This is a genomic window from Bradyrhizobium sp. JR3.5 (genome assembly GCF_054057015.1).
This window is the reverse complement of the sequence record NZ_JBSRYV010000001.1, coordinates 2605799-2625970: the sequence shown is the minus strand read 5'-3', so window position 1 is coordinate 2625970 and position 20172 is coordinate 2605799. Positions and strand designations below refer to the sequence as shown.

Genomic DNA, 20172 nt, shown 5'->3' with positions numbered 1-20172 from the left:
CCTCGCTTTAGTCCTTGAACGGATCGAACTCGCCTTCACCCGCCATGGCGACGGCAAACGGCCGCAGCGTGTGCAGCACCTTCATCGTTCCGGCATGCCGGGCAAGCACCTCCGGCAGGCGCCGATAGGCCATCGGGCTTTCATCGAGATCGGCGCCAACCAACGTGACGCCGCGCTCGCTGAGCCAGCGGTCCATCTCCTCGCGCGTGAAGCGGCGCTTGGCTTCGTTGCGGCCGAACAGCCGGCCGGCGCCGTGCACCGTCGAGTAGAGCGAGGCCTTCGCCTCCGGACTATCGACGCCCTCGAGAATGACGGCATCATCGCCCATCGACCCGCCGACAAAGCCCCGCTGGCCGGGGAACGCCGGCGTCGCGCCCTTGCGCACCACCCACAAATCCCTGCCGTCATGCGTTTCCCGCCAGGCATAGTTGTGGTGGTTGTGCACGGAATCGGTGACCTTGCCGCCAATGATCTGGCGGACACGGTCCACGACCCACTCGCGGCCCGCATAGGAGTAGCGCCCGGCGAGCTGCATCGCGGCGATGTAGCGGCGCCCGAGCTCGGAATCCTCGTCGACGATGGCGGGCGGGACATTCATCCCGTCCCTGCCGCCGGCGGCCTTGAGATAACGGGTCGCGCTGGTGTGCCCGAGCCCGCGGCTTCCGAAGTGGACGCCGATCCAGACGAAGCCGGCTTCGTCGCGCATCAGGTCGACATAGTGGTTGCCGGAGCCGACCGTGCCGAGCTGGCCGATCGCCTTCTGCCGGTAGGCCTCCATGTCGCTTTCGCGCCAGGCGTCGCCATCGTCGAACAGCGCGTGCTCGACCTTCTCGATGTTCTTCCGGCCGATGCCAAAGGAGATCACCTTGGCAACGTCGCGGATGATGGTCGGGACAGTCGCACGGATGTCGTCGAAGCGCACGTCGAGCCGCGCGGCCATGTTGCCGCAGCCGATGTCGAAGCCGACGCCGGAGATGCTGATCTGCTTCTCGTAGGCGATCACGCCGCCGACGGGCTGGGCGTAGCCGAGATGGCCATCCGCGCAGATCACGCCGGACACGACGTTGCCAACCGCCATGCAGTTATGCATCTGCTTGATGGTCGCCGCATCATGCTCGCCGAACAGCTTCAGCGGCGCGTTCTTGAAACGCTCCTCCTGCGGGCGCAGCATCGCAATCTCCGCCGAGGCCGCATCGGCTTCGCGCGCAAGCTTCTCCTTGCGGGCGGCATCGCGATACAGACACCAGGCCGGCTGGCCACGGCCTTCGCCGACGCGGGAATCCGGATCGATGCCCGCAGCGAGGCAGAGTTCGCGGGCGCGCTCCTGGTTGGGATCAGATCGTCGCATTGTCTTGGTTCCTGCTGAATCCGGATCAGCCGCACGCATTCCACGCGGCCATTCGGGATTTGTCGCTTTTGGAGTTCGACCAGACCGCGCGTGGGCAACAAAAAACCCTCCGAAGCGGCTGGCTCGGGAGGGTCCGTGAAGTACGGATTGTCGATCGCGCCTAAGCGAGACCGCTCCCATGAACCGGGCATGCACAGACGATCGGCCGTAGACTGGCTGACAGTCGGCGGATCCGTTCGTATCCTTGCTGCGGTATCGGTTGCATCGCTTCGCTCGCATTGGTTCGCGAACATAGCGCTCGCGAGGGCCGCCGAAATACGCCTGCAACCTCTGAATGTCAAGTGGCGTGCACGAGCGGTTGGTGTGATCGCGTCGCGCTTTCATGACGTGAAGCGATTCCGCATTCCGGGTGGCGCGGCCGGCGGTACTGGAGCAGGGCGGTGTCGACGCTTTGGAAAAGCGACGATCCTATATGTAGTTTGTCATTTAACACTGCTATTTAGAGTTGTTACCGGACACCGGTCCAATTCATGATCAAGAGGGGCGCGCTTGTGCAAAAGGTGATTTCCATCGCAGCCATCATGTTGGCGGTTCTGTTCGCGGCGCTACCTGCATTCGGGCAGGGCTCGCCGCCAAGTGAAGCCGCACGAAAAGCCGAACTGGTGGCCGCCTGGCAGGCTGCGAGCCATGCCGGCACCGCTGGTCCCGCAGACGTGACGCTGATCGATCAGGCCAAGCTGAAGCTGCCGGAGGGATATTTCTTCGTCCCGAAGACCGAAGGGACGCGCGTGTTGCGGGCGCTTGGCAATCTCGTCAACGATGCGACCTTTGTCGGCCTCGTCGTCGGCACGCGCAAGAATGATCAGTGGATCGTGGTCATTCGCTACGTCAAGGAAGGCTACATCAAGGATGACGATGCGAAGAACTGGAACGCCGACGAGCTCTTGAGCAGCATCAAGGAAGGCGTCGAGGAGAGTAACAAGGATCGCGTCGCGCGCGGCTTCCCCGAGTTGGAAGTGGTCGGATGGATCCAGCCACCGGCCTATGATGCCGCGACGCACCGCCTGGTGTGGTCGATGCTGGGCAAGGACAAGGGGCAGCCCGATAACCTGCCCAAGGGCGTCAACTTCAACACCTATGCGCTCGGACGAGACGGCTACTTTAGCCTGAATCTGCTGTCGCAGTCCGATCGCATCGAAAGTGAAAAGCCGGTCGCGCGGGAACTGCTCGCCGACCTTTCCTACAATGAAGGCAAGCGTTACGAGGATTTCAGCGCCAGCACCGATCGCGTTGCCGCCTACGGCCTCGCTGCACTGATCGGCGGGGTTGCCGCCAAGAAGCTCGGAGTGCTGGCGATCGTGACGGCGGTTTGTCCTGAAATTCGCCAAGGTGATCCTGCTCGCCGTTGCGGCATTCGGCGCCGGCATCATGAAATTCTTCCGTCGCAAGCCGCGCAAAGATGTGGGCGGTGATGTGACGTGAAGGCGCTGCTGCTCCTGCTTCTCTCGGGTCTGAAATGGGGCAAGCTCGCAGCCAGCGGCGGCAGCATGCTGCTGTCGCTTGCGGTCTACGCGACGATCTGGGGCTGGCGCTACGCTGCAGGATTCATCGCCTTGTTGTTTGCGCACGAGATGGGGCACTACGTTGCCGCGCGGCAACGCGGCCTTGATGTTGGAGCGCCGGCTTTCATTCCGTTCATGGGCGCCTTTATCGCACTGAAGGACCATCCGGAAGATGTCGAGACCGAGGCCTATGTCGCAATCGCAGGTCCCGTCGCCGGAACGGTCGCGGCGCTGGCGGTCTATCTATGGGCACGATCCGAAGACAGCGGTCTTCTGTTGGCGATCGCCTATTCGGGCCTGTTCCTCAATCTGTTCAATCTGCTGCCGGTGTCGCCGCTCGACGGCGGCAGGGTGACGGCGGTGCTCAGTCCCCGGATCTGGTTCGTCGGTGTGCCGATCCTTCTGGCGTTGATGCTTTACCGACCGAGCCCGATGCTGCTGATCGTCGCGATTCTTGCCGCGCCCCAGTTGCTGCAGGCGTGGCGCTACGATCCTCTCGCTCCCGAGAACATCGCCTTTTATGGCGTTCCGCTTCAGACCAAGCTCGAATACGGCGCCGCCTATCTCGGACTTGCTGCGCTGCTTGCGATCATGACCTATGACGTCCATGAGATGTTGAGTCGGATCGCCCATCCGGCATGACAGGAGCAAGATGCGTATGCCGCGACGATCGATCATCTGCATGGCGTGGGTGCTTCTCCTCGGCTTCGCGGGCGTCGGTTCGCCGCGCGCTGCCGAATCCGGCAGAGCGATTCGCGTCGGCGCCGTGCTGCCGTTTTCCGGCGGCGTCGAGCTCTACGGCGAGCAGGCCAGGCTCGGGCTCGATCTCGCCGCCAGGGACATCAACGCGGCCGGCGGCATTCTCGGCAGGCCGGTCGAGGTGATCTATGCCGATGACAAGACGCGGCCGCAGGCGGCTGCGGAGGCGATGCGCTCCCTGATCGAGAAGGACGGCGTATTGGCCGTGGTCGGCCCGATCACCTCGCAGAATTTGAATGCGCTGGTGCCGCTTGCGGAGAGCTCGAAGACGCCGCTGCTCTACGCCACCAATTACGAGGGCGGCAAATGCAGCCGCTATCTGTTTTCGTTCGGCGCGGTGCCGAACCAGGAGCTCGGCCAGCTGCTGCCCTACAAGACGCAGACCTTCGGCAACACGTATTTCCTGCTCGGCGCCGACCGGGTCTGGCCGCATCAGATGTTCGGCATCGCGCAGCCCTTGATCGAGAAGCTCGGTGGCAGGGTGGTCGGGACGAGGTACACGCTGGGGACCGAGACGGACTTTTCTCCGCTGATCAAGGAGGTCGCGGCGAGCAAGGCCAAGATGTTGCTGTTCGCGCTGAAGGGCGACGGGATGGACTTCATCCGGCAGGCCGACGAGGCCGGATTGCTGAAGGAGATCACCGTCGCTTTCCTCGGATTGTCCGAGGTCGATCTCGGTATCTTCCGGGGCAAGGGCCAGAACATGGTGACGGTGGTGCCGGCGGTCGCAGCGAGCGAGGATCCGGCCGTGAAGGCGTTCGTTGCCAAGGCGCGCGCCGCCGCGAACCCGGGCGTCGCGGTGTCGAACTATGTGATGACGCACTACAACACCCTGATCGCACTCAAGGCGGCGGCCGAGAAGGCCGGCAAGCTCGACAAGGAGGCCATCATCGACGCGATGGCGGGGCTCACCATTGCGTCGCCGACCGGGCCGGTGACGCTCGGCCAGGATCACCATGCGGCGATGAACATGTTCATCGCCAAGACGCAAGGTACCGAGCTGGTGCAGGTTCGGCCACTCGGCGTGATCGCGCCGCAGCCCGGATGCAGTTTGGCGGGCCGCTGACGCTCGGCCGGGCATGAGCCTTGAAGGCCGCCACGCTCGCAAAAAAAGTGAGCTAGGGCGGTCGTCCGCTGTCGGTTCCACCCCGGTTCGTTCGTCTTTCAGCCAGAACGCACTGCATGGGAGTTCCGGAATGACCAATTCAGCCTATCGCTGGGTGATCGTCGCGGCCGGCGGCCTGCTTGGCTGCGTCGCGATCGGCGGCATGTTTTCGCTGCCGGTGTTCCTGCAGCCGATGGCGCGGGAGACCGGTTGGTCGGTGACCGGCATCTCCAGCGCGATGACGATCGGCTTCCTCGCAATGGCCTTCACCAGCATGATCTGGGGCACACTGTCCGACCGCTTCGGGCCGCTCCCGGTGGTGCTGACCGGATCGGTCGTGCTGGCGGCGAGCCTTGCGCTGGCAAGCCAGGCACCGTCGCTGCTGGCATTTCAGTTTCTCTTCGGCGCGCTGGTCGGCGCGGCGACGGCGGCGATCTTTGCCCCGATGATGGCCTGCGTCACCGGCTGGTTCGACACCCATCGCAGTCTTGCCGTCTCGCTGGTGTCGGCCGGCATGGGCATGGCGCCGATGACGATGTCGCCGCTCGCGGCCTGGCTGATCTCCCACCACGACTGGCGGACGTCGATGCTGATCGTCTCAGGCGTGGTCGGCGCAATCATGATCCCGGTCTCGTTCCTGGTGCGACGCCCGCCCGCGCTGCAAGGCGGCCACGCTGAAGCGGCGAGCACGAATGGTGAGCCGTCGATGTCGCTGGCGCAGGCGCTGCGCTCGCCGCAATTCATCATCCTGATCGCGACCAATTTCTTCTGCTGCGCCACCCATTCGGGACCGATCATCCACACGGTGAGCTACGCGGTCACCTGCGGCATTCCGATGGTCGCGGCGGTGACGATCTATAGCGTGGAAGGGCTCGCCGGCATGGGCGGCCGCATCGCCTTCGGCCTGCTCGGCGACCGTTTCGGTGCCAAGCGCGTGCTGGTGCTGGGGTTGCTGGCGCAGGCGTTCGGCGCGCTCGGCTATGTCTTCGTGCGCGAGCTGGCCGCATTCTACGCGGTCGCGGCGATCTTCGGCTTCATCTATGCCGGCACCATGCCGCTGTATTCCGTGCTGATCCGCGAGAATTTCCCGCTGCGCATGATGGGCACCGTGATCGGCGGCACCGCGATGGCCGGCAGCCTCGGCATGGCGACCGGTCCCTTGGCCGGCGGCCTGATCTACGACACCTTTGCGAGCTATACGTGGCTCTATGTCGGCTCCTGGGCCGTCGGCCTCGGCGCGTTCCTGATCATGATGACGTTCCGGCCGATACCGGCGGCGCGGCCAACGGCGGTGCCCGCGCCTGCGTAAGTCCGGTGCGCGCGTGAAGTCATTTGCTTCACGCGCGGCTGCGCTTTGGCCGTCGGATGGCGCGCACCTTGTTGTTGGTCGAGCCGCTGCCGCAGAAGAACCGGTCCTTGCCGTCAGACTCGAGCCCGGAGACGAACACGCCCTGCGGCATCTCGAGCCGCTCCATCACCTCGCCGGTCTGCGGATCGATGCGCCTGATGTCGCTCTGGTCCTCTTCCCAGGTGCCGTGCCAGAGTTCGCCGTCGACCCAGGAGACGCCGGTGACGAACCGGTTGCTTTCGATGGTGCGCAAAACCTTGCCGGTTTCCGGATCGACTTGAACGATCATGCGGTCGCGATACTGGCCGACCCACAGCGAACCTTCCGCCCAGGCGAGACCGGAGTCGCGGCCGCCGCCGGGCGAGGGGATCGTCGACACCACGCGTCCGCTGTTCGGCTCAATCTTCAGGATGCGGTCCTCGGCGATCTGATAGAGGTGCTTGCCGTCGAAGGCGGTGCCGGCATGGGCCGCGATGTCGAGGGTGCGGGTGGTATTGCCGCTGTCGGGATCGAAGGCGACCAATTGGCCGCCGGCCGCGAACCAGACCTGCTCGCCGTCGAAGCTGACGCCGCCCACGCTCTCGACGCCTTCGAAGGCATATTCCCGGATGATTTCGGCTTCGGGCTTCTTCATGCGGCGCTCCTGGTTGTTGTTTTGACGCGTTTCCTTGATGCGAAGGGGCATCCACTTCGCTCGAAAACGCGCTGACTGCTCCCTGATGCTAGCCGTTCGGCAGCGGGGCAGGGAGTAACAACGTCGTCGTGAATCCCGGCACCGGGGGCGTCATCCAGCGCCGGGCGCGGGCGCGGCCGACCGACTGTACCTTGCCTGTGGCGGCGAGGGCGTCGAGCGCGCGCTGCACGGTGCGCTGGCTCGCGCCCAGCGCCACCGACAGCGCCGAGCTCGACCAGGCCTCGCCGTCGGCGAGGAAGGCCAGCACCGCCGCGTGTTCCTCCTCGACCGGCAGCGCCAGCACGGTGACCTCGCGGCGGCCATGCGGCTCGAGCACAAAGCCGTCGGGTGTCGCGCTGAGATCGGCGAGCGGCAGCAAGGCCCGCCGCAGGCGTCCGATCTCGACCCGCAGCCGCGCACGGTGCGATTCATCGGCGTGCTTGCCGCGAAATGCGCGTGCGATCAGCGTGCCGCGCGAGACGTCCTGCGGCCACGCTTCGCCGAGCGCACGGGCGAGCGCGAACAGCACCGGCCGCCGCGTCAGCGAGACCGTGGTCCGGGAATCACGCACGACGTAGCGGCAGGCATCGACGACGAGCGCCTTCGATGCCATCAGGGCCTCGACCTCCTCGAGCAGCAGCGGCCGCTCATGGCCGCGCGCGATCAGGCGCGCCGCCGGCGTCGCGAGCAGGCGCGCGGTGCTTTCGACCTCGGCCGCAAGCTCGGCGATGCCGGCGCGGCGCGCGGCATCCTTTGCCCGTGCCAGCGCTTCCCGCGCCGGCCTCGTCCGCAGCCGCCGCATCGCGATCCCGGCGACGACCAGTTCGTGGCCGACCCGCAGCGCCGGCGGGAAGGGCGCCGGGTCGAGGTCATCAAGCATGCGCTCGGCCGCATCGAGGCTCCCAATCAGGAGCAGGCGGCGGATTTCGAGATAGCCGGCATGGGCAGCGTTGAGCGCATCGCCACGCGCCGCGAGCGTTGCGCGCGCTGCCGCGAGGCTTTTTCTCGGAAAGGAAAGGTCGCGCGACGCCAGCGCGATCTCCGCTTCGGCCACCACGCAGCGGGCCCGCGCGATGGCTTCACGCGGACCGAAGGCGCGGCGCGCGCGCCGCAACAGCTCCTTGGCGCGGGTGAAATCGCCGAGCCGGGCCATCGCGATGCCGCGCAGCGCCAGCGCCGGCGCATCGTCGCGCAGCGCTACCCGTTTCAGTGCGCCGAGGGGATCACCCGCCGCGAGCGCGCGCGCCGCAGCCGTAATCAGCGAGTCCATTCGATTCCCGACACACTTGTCACTCTCGTCCTCCGAGGCCCGGTCCTAACCTAGCACATGACGACATGGATCATCCCCAGAGAGATCGAATGATGACTGGAATCGAGACACACGAGGATTGGTTGAAAGGCCGGTTCGGCGGCCGCGGGGTGCCATGGTCGCGCGCTGGCTGTCGCTGGCGGCGGCGCCGACCTTCGCCGTGATGGCGCTGGTGGCCGCGCTGGCGCCGGCCGACATGATCTGCGGCGCCATGCAGGGACCGCTCTCGTTGCAGGGGATGGTCCCGATGTACGCGCTGATGAGCGCATTCCATCTGGCGCCGTGGTTGCGCCTGTTCCGATGACCGGCTCATCCCTCCGGCAGGGTGAAGACCGCGCAGGGCTGTGCGATGCCGCGCAGTTCATGGGTGCCGAGCGCGACCAGCGGCATCTCGGTCTCGGCCGCGAGCGCGCCCGAGACCAGCACGGTCTGCTCCAGCGGTTTGCACAGGCCTTCCAGCCGGCTGACCAGATTGACCGCGGCGCCGATCGCGGTGAAGTCGAGGCGGTCGGCGGCGCCGATATTGCCCCAATGCACCTCGCCGAGATGCACCGCCACGCCGAATGGCAGTGGCGGCAGGCCGTGCTTGCGCCGCTCGGTATCAAGATGCGCCATGCCGACGCGGGCCGCCGACACCGCGCGCAATGCCGCCTCGCATGCGCTGCGCGCACTCGTCGTGACCGGAAAGATCGCGAGCAGCCCGTCGCCGATGAATTTCAACACCTCACCGCCGAAGGCATGGATCGCGCCGGCGATGCGGTCGAACCAGGCGTCGAGTGCCGCGATCACCTCGGCAGGCGGATGGCTTTCGGAGAGCGCGGTGAAGCCGCGCAGATCGGCAAACAGCAGCGCCGCCCGGATGGTTTCGCCGGTGTTGCGCCGCAACGGCGATGCCAGGACGCGCGCCGCGCTGCGCCGGCCAAGATAGGCCTCCAGCGCCGCCGTCAATGTCGCGCGCGCCGCGAGCGCGGCGAGCGGTGCAGTCGTGAAGCGCGCCGCCTCGCGCAATTGATCCGCCTCGGCCGGTGTGAAGGCGCGGGTCCCGATCCAGCCGAGGGTCGGTCCATTCGGCCGCGTTCCGATCGTGTCCTCGTGGATGGGGCCGGGCGCGAGGCTGTTGAGCCAACGCCGGCCGGCATCGCCGGATCCGATCATAGCGGGCATTGCAAAGGGTTGTTCCGGCGCGAACCCGAGCGCCTCGATCACCTCGCCATTGCCGGCGCGCCACAGCCAGGTGCGTCGGGCGATCAACGGGTGCGGAACCTCGAGCGTCAGCGCGCCGCCGGCAAGCGGCACGCCATCCGTGATAAGGTGGCGACCCAGATCCGCCAGCAACCGGTTGGCGCCCGCGGTCTCGGCGGCGGCGTCGACCAGCCAGCTCAACGTCGAGGACAATTGCATCACCCCATCATGGGGTTGATGCGCCACCCTTGTCACGAATTATCCCTGAAGACCCACCGTCAATGGAGGATGGATCGATGACTGAAGCCTTCATCGTTCAACGCGAGATCCAGATCGCGGCCCCGCCGGCAACCGTGTTCGCCTTCCTGACCGATCCGCAGAAGATCGTGAGCTGGATGGGGCTCGAGGCCGAGACCGAGCTGCATCCCGGCGGGCTCTATCTGCTCAAGGGCGTCTCCGGCGATCTGTCGCGGGCCGCACGCGGCGCATTTCGTGAGGTCGTGCCGGTGCATCGTCTTGGCTACAGCTTCGGCTGGGAGGGCGGTGAGCAAGTCCCGCCGGGGTCGAGCCTGATCGAGATCGACCTGATCGGCAAGGACAGCGGCACGCTGTTGCGGATGACCCATAGCGGCCTGCCGAACGCCGAGCAGTGCGCGAGCCATAGCAAGGGTTGGACGCACTACCTTGCCAGGCTCGCGCTCGTTGCCGCCGGTCGCGATCCTGGGCCGGACCGCGGTCCGGCGCAGCGCAGTTAGACTGCGGGCGTCCGCCGACCGCAATGTGCCGCGGCCGGCGACAAAGGAAGGTGTGGAAGCAGGGCAGACACTCGTCGATGCCGTTTGGCCGACATATTCCGCCTGCTAATGGTGGATTGTCCCGGCTCCGCCACGCTCCTGGAAACCGCAATCCTTGATGCCCGACGTTCCGAACCTTTCCGAGCGACTGAAACAGAAGGACATCCTCGGCTTCTTCAGCCGGTCGGCTGTGGACAAGGCCTTTGCCTACCGTGCTCAGGGCCGTGTCTCGGCGTTGGTGGTCAGTCCGGATCTCACCCGCGTGCAGGCGCAGGTAAGCGGAACCGAACGCAAGCCCTATCAGGTCGATATCGAGCTGGAGTTCGACGGCAATCGACTGGTCGACGTCGACGGCGATTGCACTTGTCCAATGGCCGTGAACTGCAAGCACGTTGCCGCGACGCTCTTTGAAGCCTTGCATTCGCCTGTACGGCCGACCGGCGTGGCACCGCAGCAGCCGCGAAGCGCCGCGGGCAACGGGCAGTCGCGACCTGACGCGGTACTGCCCTACCAAATCGCGGAATGGATCGAGACGGTTGGCCGGTCGATGCGGAACACGGAATATCCGCACGATGTCACACAGCGGTTGCTCTACTACCTGCAGCCCGAGGGGGTAGGGGGTGGTACCCCCTGCAGTGGATGTGTCGCTGGTATCCGTTAAGATCCTGAAGACCGGCGAGTTCGGCAGCAAGGTGTCGCAGCCATCCTTGAACGAATTTTCGGTCGACCGTGCTCCGAAATATTACCTTGGTTCCGACATCGACGTCCTTATCAGGTTGTCCAGCGAGTTTCGGTCCGGCTATACGTTCGGCCGACGCACCTATTCGGCTGATGTCCTGAAACAGGTCGTCGCGACGGGGCGGGCGTTCTGGCGCGATCACAGCAGTGCGCCGCTGCAATGGGGCGAGCCGCGGAACGGTCGCATCGCGTGGCGTCAGGTCACCAGGGACGGCATTGCTCCGCTGCTCATCGTCGAGGGCGCAACGGCGCTGAATGCCGAGCCGCCGGTCTACGTCGACGCCGCCGCCGGATTGATCGGGCCGATCACGTTGAATCTTCCGGAGCGACTGAGCTGCCGGCTTCTGTTGGCTCCAGCCATCCCGCATGCCCATGTCGCGCAAGTCGTGCAACGCCTTGGCCAGAAGTTGCCGAGCCTGGATCACGGCTGGTTGCCCGCGCCGCCGGCCGCCGCCACCAAGATCGACATGGACCCAAAGCCAGTGCTTCGTTTGATGTCGGGGCGCAAGGCGGCTCATGCCTACTACTACTATGGCGACGGTACGGCCGACCGCGTGCCGGTGGCCCGCCTCAGCTTCCGCTACGGTCCGGTCGAAATCGAACGGTCGGAAAGTGCCCATCGCGTGGAGCAGTTCCGGGACGGAATCCTCTACGTCGTCGCGCGACGCAAGGCCAAAGAGAAGGAGATGACTGCACGACTAACCAGTCTCGGCCTGGTCGAAGTGAGATCGGCCTTCCTGCAGCTTGATGTCGCGCATGCGTATGATCTGACCTTTGCGCAGTCGACAGATTGGCTCGACTTCCTCAATGTTGATGCGGCCAATTTGCAGGCGGCCGGTCTCGAAATCCGCATCGACGACGATTTCCCGTACCGGCTCGCGACCTCATCCGGGGTGTTCGATGCCGACTTCGAGAGCAGCGGCATCGACTGGTTCGAGCTTGCGCTCGGGATCGAAATCGACGGCGAGCGCCGCGATCTCGCCCCGCTCGTGGCGGCGCTGGTATCGCAACCGGGATTTGCGCCCGAGACGGTCAAGCAACTCGCGGAGGATGGCGATAGCGTTTACCTGCCGTTGGCTGACGGCCGCTATCTGGCGCTGGCGGCCGATCGCTTCCTCCCGCTCGTACTGGCGCTCCATAGCCTTACTCTGAGCGGAACCTTCGTCGCTACCTCGGGAAAGTTCCGGCTGTCGCGCGCACAGATCGTGCCGCTGCTCGGTCTCGAAGCCGATCACTTCGTCTTTAGAGGAGCAGATAGTCTTCGCCGCATGGCAGGGTTGCTCGGCGCCCGCGGATTGCCTGATCCGGTCCTGCCATCCGATTTCAATGCGGCCTTGAGGCATTACCAGACGCAGGGCGTGGCTTGGCTCGACCTGCTCAGGGAAAGCGGCTTGGGCGGCGTGCTGGCGGACGACATGGGATTGGGCAAGACCGTCCAGATCCTGGCGTTGCTGGCGCTGGAGAAGGCGCGCGGTCATCTGACGGATCCTGCGATCGTCGTCGCTCCCACAAGCCTGATGACCAACTGGTTCAACGAGGCGCGCAAGTTCACCCCAGGCTTGAGGGTTCTCGTCCTGCATGGTCCCGACCGCAGGCAAAGTTTCGAAGCGATCGGCGATCACGATCTTGTTCTGACGACCTATCCACTGATCGCGCGCGATCACGAGGTGCTGCTCGCGCGTGAATGGCACATCGCGGTGCTGGACGAGGCTCAGACCGTCAAGAATTCCAACGCGGTCACGACGCGGCGGCTCCAAGACATCCGTGCGCGGCATCGCTTCTGCCTGACCGGCACGCCGATGGAAAATCATCTCGGCGAACTCTGGTCGATCATGAGCTTTGCCATCCCGGGATATCTCGGCGATCGGGCGGCGTTCGCGCGCAACTGGCGGACGCCGGATCGAGAAGCGTGCCGACGTCGGACGCGCACGGGCGCTGACGCAGCGCATCAGGCCGTTTTTGCTGCGGCGGACCAAGCAGGAGGTGGCCGCCGAGTTGCCGCCGAAGAGCGAGTTCACCGAAAGGGTTGTTCTCGAAGGCAACCAGCGGGAACTCTACGATGCCATCCGTCTGTCGATGTCAGAGAAGGTCCGCAAGGCGATCCGGGAACGCGGCCTGGCCAAGAGCCAAATCGTTGTGCTCGAAGCCCTTCTCAGGATGCGCCAGGCCTGCTGCGATCCCGCGCTGTTGAACCTCGACGACGGCGTCAAGCGTCCGTCTGCAAAGCTCGATCGGCTGATGGAGATGATCGAAGAACTCCTGAGCGAGAAGCGCAAGATCATCGTATTCTCGCAGTTCACCTCCATGCTGGCATTGATCCGCAAGCGCTGCGACGCGCTCGCCATCAGATACAGCGTGCTGACCGGCGAAACGAAGGACCGCAGACGCGCGATCGAGGAGTTTCAGGACGGCGTCACCGACCTGTTCCTGATCAGCCTGAAGGCCGGTGGTGTCGGACTCAATCTGACCGCCGCGGACACCGTGATCATCTTCGATCCCTGGTGGAATCCTGCGGTCGAGGAGCAGGCGATCGACCGTGCTCATCGTATCGGGCAGGACAAGGCTGTCTTTGTCTATCGGCTGGTGGCTACCGGTACGATCGAAGAGAAGATGGACGAACTCAAGGCCCGCAAGCGCGCGCTGGCCGACAGCATTTTCGATTCGCAAGGACGCATCGGCGCCGCGCTCACGGAAGAGGACGTCCAGGCATTGTTCGCGGATTGAGCATGGCTCCGTCCCGGCTGATGAGGGCCGGGGCGGGCTGGCCCATTTCACGTCGGCCATTTCGAGCCGAGGATGATCGAGCAGAAGTTCACCCTTGTGTAGTTCATGTCCTTCAGCGCCAGCACGTCGGCCTTGACGTTACCGAAGGTGGTCAGCGGCTTCTTGATGGTGCCGGCCGCGAAATGATCGATGATGTTCTCCTTGAAGTTCGCCTCGCGCGGATGATGCGCGCAGACATGGTCGCGATGCTCGTGCGAGAAATCGTCGTAGGCGATGCCGAGCACGTCCATCTCGACGCCGGCGGTGACCAGCGCGATGGTCGGACGCATATGCTCGGGGATTCCGGGCGTGGTGTGTAGCGCGATCGAGGCCCAGACGTCCTCGATGTCGCGTTCGGCGACGCCGTAGCCCTTGAGGAAGTCGCGTGCGGCGTTGGCGCCGTCGACCTCGAAGCGCAGATCGGGGCTCGCATGTTCGGCGGTGAGGCCCATGTCGTGGAACATGGCGCCGATATAGAGCAGCTCGGGATCGAACTTCAGCTTGCGGCGATTGCCGGTGAGCGCGCCCCAGAAGAACACGCGGCGGCTGTGATTATAGAGCAGGTCGTCCTCGATATCGCGCACCAGCTGGGTCGCGGCGCGGGCCATGGCGCTGTCGGGTACACGGATGCCGGCGATGATCTCGGTCATTTCAAGACGCTCCTCGATATGGCAAGACGATACCGTGGCGTGCGAAACACGCGGGGGCGCGCCAGCGCTCGTCTCTACGGTGTGTTCGGATCGCCTCGTGGCGTGATCCGTGGTGTGCTTGTCGCCCGTCTTGGCCTGATCCCGCAACGATCGTGCGCCGCCGGATCGGGCCAACGAGACATCGTTTCGCGCCACAGGCAAGGAAAGGCTGGGGCAGGGAGAAGGCATGGCGGTTCAGAAGGTCGCGATCGCGATTCACGAAGGGGTTCAGGCACTCGATATCGCGGGCCCCGTCGACGTGTTCGCGGAGACGAACGGTTTTGTCGCTGATGGCGACGGCTATGAGACGGTGCTGGTCGGCGCCAGCCGCGAACCGCTGCGCGCATCGAACGGCATGAAGATATCAGCCGACCTCAGTTTCGATGAGGCAGACGAGAAATTCGACATCCTGCTGGTTGCCGGCGGACCGGCGTTGCCCGATACCGAGCCGGATCCGGCGCTGACGCAGTGGCTGCGCGGGGCGCCCGCGCGCGCCGAGCTCTACGGTTCGATCTGCACCGGTGCCTTCGCGCTCGGCCATGCCGGGCTGCTCGACGGGCACAAGGTGACGACGCATTGGCAGAACGCGCAGCTTCTGGCGACGTGCTTCCCGGCCGCCGAGGTGATCTTCGACCGGATCTATATTCGTGACGGCAGACTGATGACTTCTGCCGGCGTGACCGCGGGCATCGATCTCGGTCTCGCGCTGGTCGCCGAGCGTCATGGGCCGCAGGTGGCGGTCGCGGTGGCCAAGCGGCTGGTCGTGGTAGCGCAACGCCAGGGCGGGCAGTCGCAGTTCAGCCCCTATCTCACCGCGCCGATCGACGAGGATTCGCCGATCGCGCGCGCGCAGGCGCACGTCATGCAGCGTGTCGGCGAGCGCCACACCCTGCAAACGCTGGCCGAGGCCGTCGGCATGAGCGTGCGCAATTTCGGCCGCGCCTTCGCGCAAGAGACCGGCCTCACGCCGCATGAATTCGTCGAACGCGCGCGGGTCGACGCCGCGCGCCGGCTGCTCGAGGGCTCGGACCGGCCGTTGAAGGCGGTTGCGTTCGACTGCGGGTTCGGCTCGGCCGACCGGATGCGCATCGTGTTCAGCGAGCGGCTCGGCGTGTCGCCGGCGCAGTACCGGGCGAGTTTTCGCAAATTGTGACGCCGTTCATGGAGCGGAGCATGCCGCCAGCATAGGATCGAAATTGCCTTTGCGAGCAACACATCTTCCCCGGGGAGGACGCCATGGATGCGCTCACGCTCTTCATCATCCGTCACGCCGAAAAGCCTGATGATGGCTGGCCGGGGCCCGGCTTCACCGCGGACGGTCTGTCCGATACGGAGTCGCTTGTCCTGCGCGGCTGGCAGCGCGCCGGCGCATGGGCCGCGTTGTTTGGCGCCGACCTCGCCAAGGGCGACTATGCCAAGCCTGACGCGATCTATGCCGCGACGCCCGGCACCACGCCCAACCGGGGCCCGAGCAGCCGTCCCGCTGAGACGATCTCGGCGCTGGCGGCGCGTCTTGGCGCGGCGCCCAACGAAGATTTTAGCAAGGGTAATGAGCCGGCGCTGATCAAGGCGCTGCTGGCGCTGCACGGCGTCGTGCTGCTGTGCTGGGAGCACAAGGCGATCATCGCCGACGTCCTTCCATTGATACCAGTCAGCAGGGGCAAGCCGCCCACCAAATGGGAGAGCAGCCGGTTCGACGTCGTACTGCGCTTCGAGCGCGCCAAGGGCGACGACAAGTTCGCCTTCAAGGAGCTGTTTCCGAAATTGCTGTCGGGCGATTCCGATAAGCCGTTGGGCGGCTGAACCGCGTAGCGGCTCGGCCCGTCAGTCGAGCCCGAGCGCCTTGCGCGATTTGCGCGTCAGCTTCGCGGCGATGAGCGCATGCGCCTGATCGAGATAGGCCTTGAGCTCGGCGTCGGGCAGGGCGTCGTTGCCGACCAGTTGCACCCATTTGGCACGCGCCAGATACGGTGCCGGCCGCGCGAGCTCCTGCTCGATCAAAAGCTGATAGGCCATGTTCGAGGTCTTGAACATGAAGCCGCCGGTGCTCGCGATGAAGCCGCCGGCCAGCGCGAACATCTTGCCGCCGACCTTGAACACCGACGTGCCTTCCCATTGCACCACCTTGGTGGCGGCGGGCAGGCGCAGGCAATGAGCTTCGAAGGTTCTTGGGCGCATGTGTCGGAGGGGCTGGCGGGGCATCAAAGCCATAGGCCAGCCGCGCGAAGACGGGCAAGCCCGGCGTAAATCGCCAATCCCGGCCAGTACCGGTCGCTGCTTGTCCGCCGGGCCTCACGAAAACGTGGGTTGCCGCTGTTTCATCTGTAGATATATCGTACGATATGTTTTTAGTAAGGAATGACCAATGAGACGATCTATGTTTCGGGACCGGGACGACGATGGCTTCCGGTTTGGGTTCTTCGCCATGGGCCGGCACGGCCGGGGCGGCCATCGCTTTGGCCGCGGCGGCCATGGCTTCTTCGGGCGGGGTGGCGGCGGCGACTTTCCGGGATCGCGGCGGCTCTCGTCGCAGGACCTGCAGCTCGTCATCCTCGCGCTGCTCGGCGAGCAGCCGGCGCACGGCTACGAGTTGATCAAGAAAATCGAGGAGCGGTCGGATGGCTTCTACAGCCCGAGCCCGGGCGTGATCTATCCGGCGCTGACCTTCCTCGAGGAGATCGGCCATGCCAGCGTCACCCAGGATGCGGCGCGCAAGCTTTACAGCATCACCGAGCAGGGCAAGGCACATCTCGCCGAGAACCGCGCCACCGCTGACACCATTCTCCAGGCGCTGTCGCGGATCGGCGGCCGCATGGAGGAGGTGCGCGAAGCCTTCGCCGGCGTGAGCGATCTCGATGGCGAATCCTCCGACGACGTGCACCGCGCCCGTCACGCCCTGAAGAGCGCGCTGCGCCAGAAGCGCGGCTGCGATGCCGCCGAGGCGCACCGCATCGCGAAAATCCTCGACCGCGCCGCCGCTGAAATCCTGCAGCAATGACGCAGCCGCAAGGGAGACCCTTCATGTACAACGCTGAACCGCACAGCGCGATTACCGACGCCCGCGTCCCTGCCGTCATCGCGCGCCTGCAGGCCACGCGCCTCAGGCCGGCCACCGGCGGTCCGCGCGGCAATCCGACGATGAGCCGCGATCCGCTCGACTATGCCGAGCAGGGCTTCTCAATCCATCCCGAGCAGGGCGAACTGATCTATCTGTTGTGCCGCGGCCTGCGCGCCAAACGCGTCGCGGAGTTCGCAACCTCGGTCGGAATGTCGACGCTGTATTTCGCCGCCGCGATGCGCGACAATGGCGGCGGCACCGTGATCGGCTCGGAGATCGTGCCGGCCAAGGTCGCAGCCGCGAAGCGCAATCTTGCCGGGGCCGGCCTGGCCGACTATGCCGAGATCCGTGAGGGCGATGCGCGCCAGACGCTGCGCGATCTCGGTGGTCCCGTCGACTTCATCCTGATCGACGGCTGGCCGGGCGAGAAGGGACCGACACTCGCCCGCCAGGTGATCGAGATCGTTGCTCCGCAGCTTCGCGTCGGCGGCTATGTCATGAACGACAATGCCGAGGCGGATTTTCTGGAGTTCGTGCGCGATCCCAAAAATGGCTTTGTGTCGATCACGCTGCCGCTCAAGGGCGGTACCGAGCTCTGCCTGAAGCTCGCCTAAGGATCGGTTCGGCACGGCGAAATCCTGCTGGCGTGATTGTGAGCCGCAACGACATCACGCCACGCTGGATTTTGTCGGCGCTTCTTGCTCTGTTCGAGGAAAATCAGGAGCGAAGCGCCGCATGTCCGAAGTCCCGCCGATCCATCCGCTTGATCGCCCAATCTGGAGCGCGCTGACCACGAGGCAACGGGACCTTGCGGAAGGTGGCACCGAGGCAAGGCGCTTTCCGGTCGCGATCGCGCCCTTCGCCGACATGATCGACATGTCTCCCAATAGCTTTGCCGCGCTCGGCGCGCTGCTGTCGGGACCTGACATCGCGGTGCTGTTCACGCCCGATCCTGTCCCGGTGCCGCCGGAGTTCAAGGTGCTGCTGGCCGAGACCGGCGAGCAGATGATCGGCACACCGGCAGAGTTTTCTCTGCCCGGCGTCGAGATCGTCACGCTCGGCGCCGCCGACGTTCCCGCGATGATGGCGTTGACGGAAATGACAAAACCCGGACCGTTCAGCGCGCGGACGCATGAGCTCGGCACCTTCCTCGGCATTCGCGTTGGCGGCGAACTGGTCGCGATGACCGGGGAACGGATGAAGCCGGGGAACTACACCGAGATGACCGCGGTCTGCGTGCATCCGGACCATCGCGGCCGCGGCTATGCGCAGGCGCTGCTGTCGGCGGTCGGCCGCCAGATCGTGGCGCGCGGCGAGATCCCGTTCCTGCACGTCTTCACCAGCAACGTCTCGGCAATCGCGCTCTACCGCCGCCAGGGCATGGAGATCCGCCGCCGCCTGCACATCAATGTGCTGCAGAAGCTGGGGTAGGGCAAAGTCCGGGAATGATGCCCTGAGCGGTGCCGCGCTCGCTCACGCCAGCTTGTTGCCGGCGAGATGCACCGTGTCGCAGCTGGGATCGATCGCGACGGCATTCGTCGCGATCCGGCCGTGTGCGGCGACGTTGTTGCTGATCTCGACGTTTCTGGCGCGGCCGACGAAGATCGCGCTGTCGGGCTTGATATGGAAGAAGTCGCCGGCCCCGAACGCGCCGCCGCGCAGAAATGTCTGGCCGATCACGTTGCCGGCGATCCTGACGCCGTCGGCATTGCTGACGAAGATCGCGTAGATGTAGGAATCGTCGATGTGATTGCCTTCGATGATGACGCGCCGGTTCTGGAAATTGTCCTGAAATCCCTTGGCGCCTTCCGGCGGCACCATTCCGACATAGATGGTGCCGAGCGTGCCGCTGCCGCTGGTCAGCTCATTGGCGCCGTTGACGCAATGGCTGAAGCGGTTGTTGCGGAACACGAGGTTGTCGGCAAATCCCGACTCCGACCAGAAGCCGATGTCGCTCCCTGCCTGCAGCGCAACCCCGGTCGAGAATGTGAACTGGCAGTTCTCGACGATCGCGTTCGGCACCTTCATTAGCACGCGGCCGGAGGCGTGGAAATTGCAACGCAGCACGGTGGCGCCGGATCCGATGTGCGTCAGCGAGGTGATGGCATCGCCGGTCTTGAGCGGCAGGTCCTGCTGCAGGACCACGTCGTAGATCAGGTCCGGCTGGGTGGTCGGGCTCCTGTTCTTCCAGAGCTGGGCGATCTTGGCCTTCAGCTCGGGCGCGTGGCGCTTGGTCAATTGCTCGACCTTGCCGCGTCCGAGGGAGCGAAACGTCGCATGGTCGCAGCTCTCGATATCGTCGCCGGGCGCGAGGCCGACGTCCCATTTCGGGCTGAGCAGAAACCGCCGCGGCGCGGTCTTCGCCACGACGTAGTGGTAGAAGCCGTGCACGTTGACGGCATCGTCGGAGGTGTTCGCGAAACTGCAGTCCTCCATGGTCGGACCGCGCGCGACCGCGGTGAAGTGCGAACCGTCGGAATTGGTCGAGATCAGACGGTCGGTCGTCGCGCCCTTTGGCCGGGGTCCCGGAACGACCGAGACTTTCTGCAGCATCATCGAGCCTTCGCCGCCGTTCTCGATGATGCCCATGCCCGGCGAAGCCAGCAGCTTCACGTTGATCAGGCTGGTGGCGACGCTGGAGTCCACGGCGATGGCGTGCGCGCCGCTGTTTGCGATGGTGACGACGTCACCGGCCGCGATCGGCAGCTGACTCGGGAAGCGATCGTTCGCGCTCCATTGCAGATGCACCTTGATCAGGCCGTCGCTGAGCCGCGTGGCATGGGCCGGGGAGAGGAAATCCCTTGCGCCGGCCTTCAGCGCCCGGTTGCGGCGATCCATCACCTT

Annotated in this window: 20 protein-coding genes and 1 pseudogene; 14 read left to right on the top strand and 7 right to left on the bottom strand. The window is 65.3% G+C overall.

Annotation, left to right across the window (positions count from 1 at the left end; translation table 11 throughout):
- Nucleotides 1-7: 7 nt before the first annotated feature.
- Complete coding sequence (locus ACVWW1_RS13220; RefSeq protein WP_456656075.1) at nt 8-1348, bottom strand: RtcB family protein; 1341 nt, start codon at nt 1346-1348, stop codon at nt 8-10.
- A 581-nt stretch (nt 1349-1929) separates the two neighbouring features.
- Here ACVWW1_RS13220 and ACVWW1_RS13215 point away from each other — a divergent pair.
- The 4 genes from ACVWW1_RS13215 to ACVWW1_RS13200 all read left to right on the top strand — a co-directional run bounded on the left by ACVWW1_RS13215 (nt 1930) and on the right by ACVWW1_RS13200 (nt 6083).
- Nucleotides 1930-2820 carry a DUF2167 domain-containing protein gene (locus ACVWW1_RS13215; RefSeq protein WP_456656074.1) on the top strand — a complete coding sequence of 297 codons (891 nt, stop codon included), beginning with the start codon at nt 1930-1932 and terminating at the stop codon, nt 2818-2820.
- 6 nt (nt 2821-2826) lie between these two features.
- Complete coding sequence (locus ACVWW1_RS13210) at nt 2827-3552, top strand: site-2 protease family protein (RefSeq protein ID WP_456656073.1); 726 nt, start codon at nt 2827-2829, stop codon at nt 3550-3552.
- Nucleotides 3553-3568: 16 nt separating this feature from the next.
- Entirely contained in the window at nt 3569-4735 is a 1167-nt protein-coding gene (locus ACVWW1_RS13205) for an ABC transporter substrate-binding protein (protein WP_456656072.1), read from the top strand.
- Nucleotides 4736-4865: 130 nt separating this feature from the next.
- Nucleotides 4866-6083 (top strand): MFS transporter, encoded by a 1218-nt coding sequence (locus tag ACVWW1_RS13200; RefSeq protein WP_456656071.1) that lies wholly within the window; start codon nt 4866-4868, stop codon nt 6081-6083.
- Nucleotides 6084-6111: 28 nt separating this feature from the next.
- Here ACVWW1_RS13200 and ACVWW1_RS13195 read toward each other — a convergent pair whose 3' ends face one another.
- Both ACVWW1_RS13195 and ACVWW1_RS13190 read right to left on the bottom strand, forming a co-directional pair.
- Nucleotides 6112-6756: a Vgb family protein gene (locus ACVWW1_RS13195; RefSeq protein ID WP_456656070.1), complete on the bottom strand. Its 645-nt coding sequence runs from the start codon at nt 6754-6756 to the stop codon at nt 6112-6114.
- A gap of 88 nt (nt 6757-6844) precedes the next feature.
- Nucleotides 6845-8065: a helix-turn-helix domain-containing protein gene (locus tag ACVWW1_RS13190; RefSeq protein WP_456656069.1), complete on the bottom strand. Its 1221-nt coding sequence runs from the start codon at nt 8063-8065 to the stop codon at nt 6845-6847.
- A 154-nt stretch (nt 8066-8219) separates the two neighbouring features.
- Between ACVWW1_RS13190 and ACVWW1_RS13185 the strand changes: the two genes are divergently transcribed.
- Nucleotides 8220-8408: a hypothetical protein gene (locus tag ACVWW1_RS13185; RefSeq protein ID WP_229172537.1), complete on the top strand. Its 189-nt coding sequence runs from the start codon at nt 8220-8222 to the stop codon at nt 8406-8408.
- A 5-nt stretch (nt 8409-8413) separates the two neighbouring features.
- Here the strand turns inward: ACVWW1_RS13185 and ACVWW1_RS13180 are convergent, their stop codons facing one another.
- The gene (locus ACVWW1_RS13180) at nt 8414-9505 is read right to left on the bottom strand and encodes an adenylate/guanylate cyclase domain-containing protein (RefSeq protein WP_456656068.1); all 1092 of its coding nucleotides are present in this window, start codon (nt 9503-9505) and stop codon (nt 8414-8416) included.
- Nucleotides 9506-9582: 77 nt separating this feature from the next.
- On the opposite strand from ACVWW1_RS13180, the gene ACVWW1_RS13175 reads away from it, so the two are divergent.
- The 4 genes and pseudogenes from ACVWW1_RS13175 to ACVWW1_RS13160 all read left to right on the top strand — a co-directional run bounded on the left by ACVWW1_RS13175 (nt 9583) and on the right by ACVWW1_RS13160 (nt 13542).
- Entirely contained in the window at nt 9583-10041 is a 459-nt protein-coding gene (locus ACVWW1_RS13175) for an SRPBCC family protein (RefSeq protein WP_456656067.1), read from the top strand.
- 157 nt (nt 10042-10198) lie between these two features.
- Entirely contained in the window at nt 10199-10741 is a 543-nt protein-coding gene (locus ACVWW1_RS13170) for an SWIM zinc finger family protein (protein ID WP_456656066.1), read from the top strand.
- Between the two features lie 544 nt (nt 10742-11285).
- Nucleotides 11286-12665, top strand: a pseudogene (locus ACVWW1_RS13165) (DEAD/DEAH box helicase); the annotation flags it as partial.
- On the top strand, nt 12658-13542 hold the full coding sequence (locus ACVWW1_RS13160) for a DEAD/DEAH box helicase (protein ID WP_456656065.1): 885 nt from the start codon (nt 12658-12660) through the stop codon (nt 13540-13542). The pseudogene ACVWW1_RS13165 and the gene ACVWW1_RS13160, both read left to right, overlap by 8 nt.
- Nucleotides 13543-13589: 47 nt before the next feature.
- On the opposite strand, the gene ACVWW1_RS13155 is transcribed toward ACVWW1_RS13160, so the two are convergent.
- Nucleotides 13590-14231 carry an HD domain-containing protein gene (locus tag ACVWW1_RS13155; RefSeq protein ID WP_456656064.1) on the bottom strand — a complete coding sequence of 214 codons (642 nt, stop codon included), beginning with the start codon at nt 14229-14231 and terminating at the stop codon, nt 13590-13592.
- A gap of 226 nt (nt 14232-14457) precedes the next feature.
- On the opposite strand from ACVWW1_RS13155, the gene ACVWW1_RS13150 reads away from it, so the two are divergent.
- On the top strand, nt 14458-15423 hold the full coding sequence (locus ACVWW1_RS13150; protein ID WP_456656063.1) for a GlxA family transcriptional regulator: 966 nt from the start codon (nt 14458-14460) through the stop codon (nt 15421-15423).
- An 83-nt stretch (nt 15424-15506) separates the two neighbouring features.
- Complete coding sequence (locus tag ACVWW1_RS13145; protein WP_456656062.1) at nt 15507-16073, top strand: histidine phosphatase family protein; 567 nt, start codon at nt 15507-15509, stop codon at nt 16071-16073.
- 21 nt (nt 16074-16094) lie between these two features.
- Here ACVWW1_RS13145 and ACVWW1_RS13140 read toward each other — a convergent pair whose 3' ends face one another.
- Entirely contained in the window at nt 16095-16448 is a 354-nt protein-coding gene (locus tag ACVWW1_RS13140; RefSeq protein ID WP_456656061.1) for an MmcQ/YjbR family DNA-binding protein, read from the bottom strand.
- Nucleotides 16449-16635: 187 nt separating this feature from the next.
- Between ACVWW1_RS13140 and ACVWW1_RS13135 the strand changes: the two genes are divergently transcribed.
- The 3 genes from ACVWW1_RS13135 (at nt 16636) to ACVWW1_RS13125 (ending at nt 18759) form a co-directional block, all read left to right on the top strand.
- On the top strand, nt 16636-17268 hold the full coding sequence (locus ACVWW1_RS13135) for a PadR family transcriptional regulator (RefSeq protein ID WP_456656060.1): 633 nt from the start codon (nt 16636-16638) through the stop codon (nt 17266-17268).
- 23 nt (nt 17269-17291) lie between these two features.
- Nucleotides 17292-17942 (top strand): O-methyltransferase, encoded by a 651-nt coding sequence (locus ACVWW1_RS13130; protein ID WP_456656059.1) that lies wholly within the window; start codon nt 17292-17294, stop codon nt 17940-17942.
- A gap of 121 nt (nt 17943-18063) precedes the next feature.
- The gene (locus ACVWW1_RS13125) at nt 18064-18759 is read left to right on the top strand and encodes a GNAT family N-acetyltransferase (RefSeq protein WP_456656058.1); all 696 of its coding nucleotides are present in this window, start codon (nt 18064-18066) and stop codon (nt 18757-18759) included.
- 42 nt (nt 18760-18801) lie between these two features.
- Here the strand turns inward: ACVWW1_RS13125 and ACVWW1_RS13120 are convergent, their stop codons facing one another.
- A complete protein-coding gene (locus tag ACVWW1_RS13120; RefSeq protein WP_456656057.1) occupies nt 18802-20166 on the bottom strand; it encodes a hypothetical protein in 1365 nt (454 codons plus the stop codon).
- Nucleotides 20167-20172: the final 6 nt, after the last annotated feature.

What these genes read in the sequence shown, in the direction of transcription:
- ACVWW1_RS13220 (WP_456656075.1), bottom strand. Translation starts at nt 1,348, where the DNA reads ATGCGACGATCTGATCCCAACCAGGAGCGCGCCCGCGAACTCTGCCTC.
- ACVWW1_RS13215 (WP_456656074.1), top strand. Translation starts at nt 1,930, where the DNA reads ATGTTGGCGGTTCTGTTCGCGGCGCTACCTGCATTCGGGCAGGGCTCG.
- ACVWW1_RS13205 (WP_456656072.1), top strand. Translation starts at nt 3,569, where the DNA reads ATGCCGCGACGATCGATCATCTGCATGGCGTGGGTGCTTCTCCTCGGC.
- ACVWW1_RS13200 (WP_456656071.1), top strand. Translation starts at nt 4,866, where the DNA reads ATGACCAATTCAGCCTATCGCTGGGTGATCGTCGCGGCCGGCGGCCTG.
- ACVWW1_RS13195 (WP_456656070.1), bottom strand. Translation starts at nt 6,756, where the DNA reads ATGAAGAAGCCCGAAGCCGAAATCATCCGGGAATATGCCTTCGAAGGC.
- ACVWW1_RS13190 (WP_456656069.1), bottom strand. Translation starts at nt 8,065, where the DNA reads ATGGACTCGCTGATTACGGCTGCGGCGCGCGCGCTCGCGGCGGGTGAT.
- ACVWW1_RS13185 (WP_229172537.1), top strand. Translation starts at nt 8,220, where the DNA reads ATGGTCGCGCGCTGGCTGTCGCTGGCGGCGGCGCCGACCTTCGCCGTG.
- ACVWW1_RS13180 (WP_456656068.1), bottom strand. Translation starts at nt 9,505, where the DNA reads ATGCAATTGTCCTCGACGTTGAGCTGGCTGGTCGACGCCGCCGCCGAG.
- ACVWW1_RS13175 (WP_456656067.1), top strand. Translation starts at nt 9,583, where the DNA reads ATGACTGAAGCCTTCATCGTTCAACGCGAGATCCAGATCGCGGCCCCG.
- ACVWW1_RS13170 (WP_456656066.1), top strand. Translation starts at nt 10,199, where the DNA reads ATGCCCGACGTTCCGAACCTTTCCGAGCGACTGAAACAGAAGGACATC.
- ACVWW1_RS13155 (WP_456656064.1), bottom strand. Translation starts at nt 14,231, where the DNA reads ATGACCGAGATCATCGCCGGCATCCGTGTACCCGACAGCGCCATGGCC.
- ACVWW1_RS13150 (WP_456656063.1), top strand. Translation starts at nt 14,458, where the DNA reads ATGGCGGTTCAGAAGGTCGCGATCGCGATTCACGAAGGGGTTCAGGCA.
- ACVWW1_RS13145 (WP_456656062.1), top strand. Translation starts at nt 15,507, where the DNA reads ATGGATGCGCTCACGCTCTTCATCATCCGTCACGCCGAAAAGCCTGAT.
- ACVWW1_RS13140 (WP_456656061.1), bottom strand. Translation starts at nt 16,448, where the DNA reads ATGCGCCCAAGAACCTTCGAAGCTCATTGCCTGCGCCTGCCCGCCGCC.
- ACVWW1_RS13135 (WP_456656060.1), top strand. Translation starts at nt 16,636, where the DNA reads ATGAGACGATCTATGTTTCGGGACCGGGACGACGATGGCTTCCGGTTT.
- ACVWW1_RS13130 (WP_456656059.1), top strand. Translation starts at nt 17,292, where the DNA reads ATGTACAACGCTGAACCGCACAGCGCGATTACCGACGCCCGCGTCCCT.
- ACVWW1_RS13125 (WP_456656058.1), top strand. Translation starts at nt 18,064, where the DNA reads ATGTCCGAAGTCCCGCCGATCCATCCGCTTGATCGCCCAATCTGGAGC.
- ACVWW1_RS13120 (WP_456656057.1), bottom strand. Translation starts at nt 20,166, where the DNA reads ATGGATCGCCGCAACCGGGCGCTGAAGGCCGGCGCAAGGGATTTCCTC.